The 2,707-nt window shown below is 62.8% G+C and carries 2 protein-coding genes and 1 pseudogene; 2 read left to right on the top strand and 1 reads right to left on the bottom strand.

Going from position 1 to position 2,707, the window contains the following annotated elements; genetic code table 11:
* Positions 1 to 233 precede the first annotated feature (233 nt).
* Positions 234 to 878 carry a class I SAM-dependent methyltransferase gene (locus tag AB0M22_RS45610; RefSeq protein WP_364740316.1) on the top strand — a complete coding sequence of 215 codons (645 nt, stop codon included), beginning with the start codon at positions 234 to 236 and terminating at the stop codon, positions 876 to 878.
* Positions 879 to 1,024: 146 nt separating this feature from the next.
* Here AB0M22_RS45610 and AB0M22_RS45605 read toward each other — a convergent pair.
* Positions 1,025 to 1,222 (bottom strand): annotated as a pseudogene (locus AB0M22_RS45605) (Tn3 family transposase); the annotation flags it as partial.
* A gap of 28 nt (positions 1,223 to 1,250) precedes the next feature.
* Between AB0M22_RS45605 and AB0M22_RS45600 the strand changes: the two are divergent.
* Positions 1,251 to 1,547 carry a hypothetical protein gene (locus AB0M22_RS45600; protein WP_364740313.1) on the top strand — a complete coding sequence of 99 codons (297 nt, stop codon included), beginning with the start codon at positions 1,251 to 1,253 and terminating at the stop codon, positions 1,545 to 1,547.
* Positions 1,548 to 2,707: the final 1,160 nt, after the last annotated feature.

Genomic DNA, 2,707 nt, shown 5'->3' with positions numbered 1-2,707 from the left:
GCGCCGCAGGCATCCCACCACGTCATCGGCCAGAGCATGAGCGGTCTTCAGCAGATCCGGACGTTCATGAAGCGCTGGTGGACAACCAATCCGAGGCCGGCCACTGTCCACTCGGATCGCGCGCTCCGCGGCATTACCGCTCACTATTGTCAAGTAAAGCCAGCGCTGTCGCCCTCGGATTTGGCCTGCGTCGGCCGTCCACGAGGTCGTGATCATGGAATATCGTGCCGGTCATGACCACGAATGAATGGTTGGCCGACACCCGAACCTCTTATGACACGGTCGCGGTCAGCTATGCCGACCAAGTGCGCGGCGCCCTCGCCGGACACCAGTACCTCCGCGCGGCTCTGGCGTTGTTCGCCGACAGCGTGCGGGTCGCTGGCGGCGGGCCGGTCGCGGACGTCGGCTGCGGCCCCGGTGAAGTCACCGCCCACCTGCATGAGCTCGGTGTCGACGCCTTCGGTGTCGACCTCTCCCCGGCGATGATCGACGTGGCCCGGCGCGACCACCCCGGCCTGCGGTTCGAGGTGGGCTCGATGACGGACCTGGACCTGCCCGTCGCTTCGGTGGCCGGCCTGCTCGCCTGGCAGTCGTTGATCCACATCCCTGACGACGAGGTGCCGACCGTGTTCGGGCACTTCCACCGAGCATTGCGTCCCGGCGGACCGCTGCAGCTGCTGTTTCACGTCGGCGACGAGTCGCGGTTGAAGACCGACGGCTATGGCGGTCACCCGATGAAGGTCCATGTCCACCGCCGTCAGCCTGACCGGGTGGCATCCTGGCTGCGCGATGCCGGATTCGTGGTCGAGGCTCAGATGCTGCTCGACCCGGACGCGAAAGCTCAGCAAGCGATTCTTTTCGCACGCAGTAAGTCCTGACTTCTGCATATGTCGGCTCGCCAGTCGGATCCGGAGCCGATGCCCGAGATGGACGCCGACACTGCGCTATACCCTCGGCGCGACCGTCGTGACCACGGACGCGCTCTACACCCTGCAAGCCCTGTGAATCCCGCCCGCGGCGGCGATCAGAACAGGGTGTCGCGGACCCGCAACGGCCGATATCCGGTTGGGCCGAGTGCGGCGAGTTCGGCGTCGATGTCGACCTCGATCGCGCCGAAGAAATTGATGTTCTCGCTGTGCGCCGGGGAGATGTGGGCAAGCACATCGTCATCGATTCGGCGGCCGGACCGCCGCATCTGCTCCACGGCGAGACCGTAATACTCTCTGGTCCCGAAACCAGGCAAAGCGCAGATGGACACCACCCACCACCAACTCCGGGATCGTCTGATCGACGAGTTGGGGCCGATAACTCCCTACGCCATCGGCGAGGACCTCGACACCGACTACTGGCGACGTTCAGATGTGGTTGTCTCCGTTGCTTCGCACGACGATTTCATCCTGATGGAGTTCGTCAATCCCAGATATCAACGGTGGATGGATGAGGATCGCGCCTACAGCGAGATGTATGGCGACGACGAGGATGAAGATCCCGGGCTCCAGCGAGGATTACTGGCCCGGATCAGGCGGACGTTCCGCAGGAACCGCTGAGTCAGGACAGCTGTACGCGGTCACTGTCTGGCCTCGAATATTGACCACGCCAACGGCGTTGCGAATGCACGGTATTCGGCATGAGCGCGCACTGAAACGGCCCGAGTTCACCTCAGGCCATTGATCTTCCGCAAAGAGCTACTCAACAGGGGTACGAATCGATAGCCTGCCCGAAGTCGGCTGCGGCACCGCCGCAGATCAGATCGCCTCGCCTGAGGTAACTGGATGGCACATGTTTGTGACCCGCCCTAGGGGCTCGGTGACACTCCCATCCGGAACCGTCGTAGGTCCGAATACGGGACGTACGGTGAACCGGACAGCTGGTCCACCTCTAGGGATGGGAACCAAAATGCGTCTTGATCGTGCTCGAACAACCGCTCTGTTCGCCGCTGTTGTCCTGACGGCGACAGGCTGGGTAGCCACCGCTCCGGCTGCCTCAGCGGATCCTGTGGACAGTTGTATCGCGTCGTCCAACACCTACAAGGAATTCAAGGACTGCTACACGACGGAAAAGAACAAGGCTGCTCCAGCGGACAAAGGCACGCAACAGAAACCGAGCCGGGAAGAGCAAATACAGACCGCCAACAAAGAACAATGCGCCAAGCTGGGCGGCACGTGGGTTACAGGTCCCGCTGGCGCTGGGTGCACCGACCTCTAAAATAGACCTATCTGTGTGTTGCAATCGAGCCCGGTCCGCTTGTTCCGGATCGGGCTCGGCTCGTCGTGAGTGAAGACGCAGCAGGTGTCAAACTGTCGGCGTCTATTAGTGGTCACGTGTTGGTCCTCGGTCACGACCGTGGGTCTGCCCGGCACCCCACGCTCGACGGTTCATAGCAGGTGCAGCCTCCACCGCCGCAGCGAGAGGGTTGGGCTCGATACGGTAATCGGCATTTGCGTGCGTTGGGAAGCACTGTCAGCCAACGGATTTGGACGACTGACCAACGCCCGCCATGCGGCAAGAGCGGACGTTCAGCCAACCCCGTGAGTTTGGCGGCCCGAGACTCGGGATGGACAGGCATCCCGGAGACAGGGCATCGACCGGCTTGAGTTCAACAGTGTCACCCCCAACGATGGCAACGACACTCGCTGTCGAGATGGGCCTAGCCGTGGAACAGGGGCAGAGAATTCGCCGGAGCACCCGCGGTCCCCCTGCTGCATCG

It is taken from the genome of Nocardia sp. NPDC051756, assembly GCF_040681495.1.
Lineage (GTDB): Bacteria > Actinomycetota > Actinomycetes > Mycobacteriales > Mycobacteriaceae > Nocardia.
Note: the sequence above shows the minus strand (reverse complement) of the source record. Positions and strands in the feature narration are given on the sequence as shown.

Bases quoted from the DNA above. Each gene is read 5' to 3' on its own strand.
- AB0M22_RS45610 (WP_364740316.1), top strand. From the start codon at position 234: ATGACCACGAATGAATGGTTGGCCGACACCCGAACCTCTTATGACACG.
- AB0M22_RS45600 (WP_364740313.1), top strand. From the start codon at position 1,251: ATGGACACCACCCACCACCAACTCCGGGATCGTCTGATCGACGAGTTG.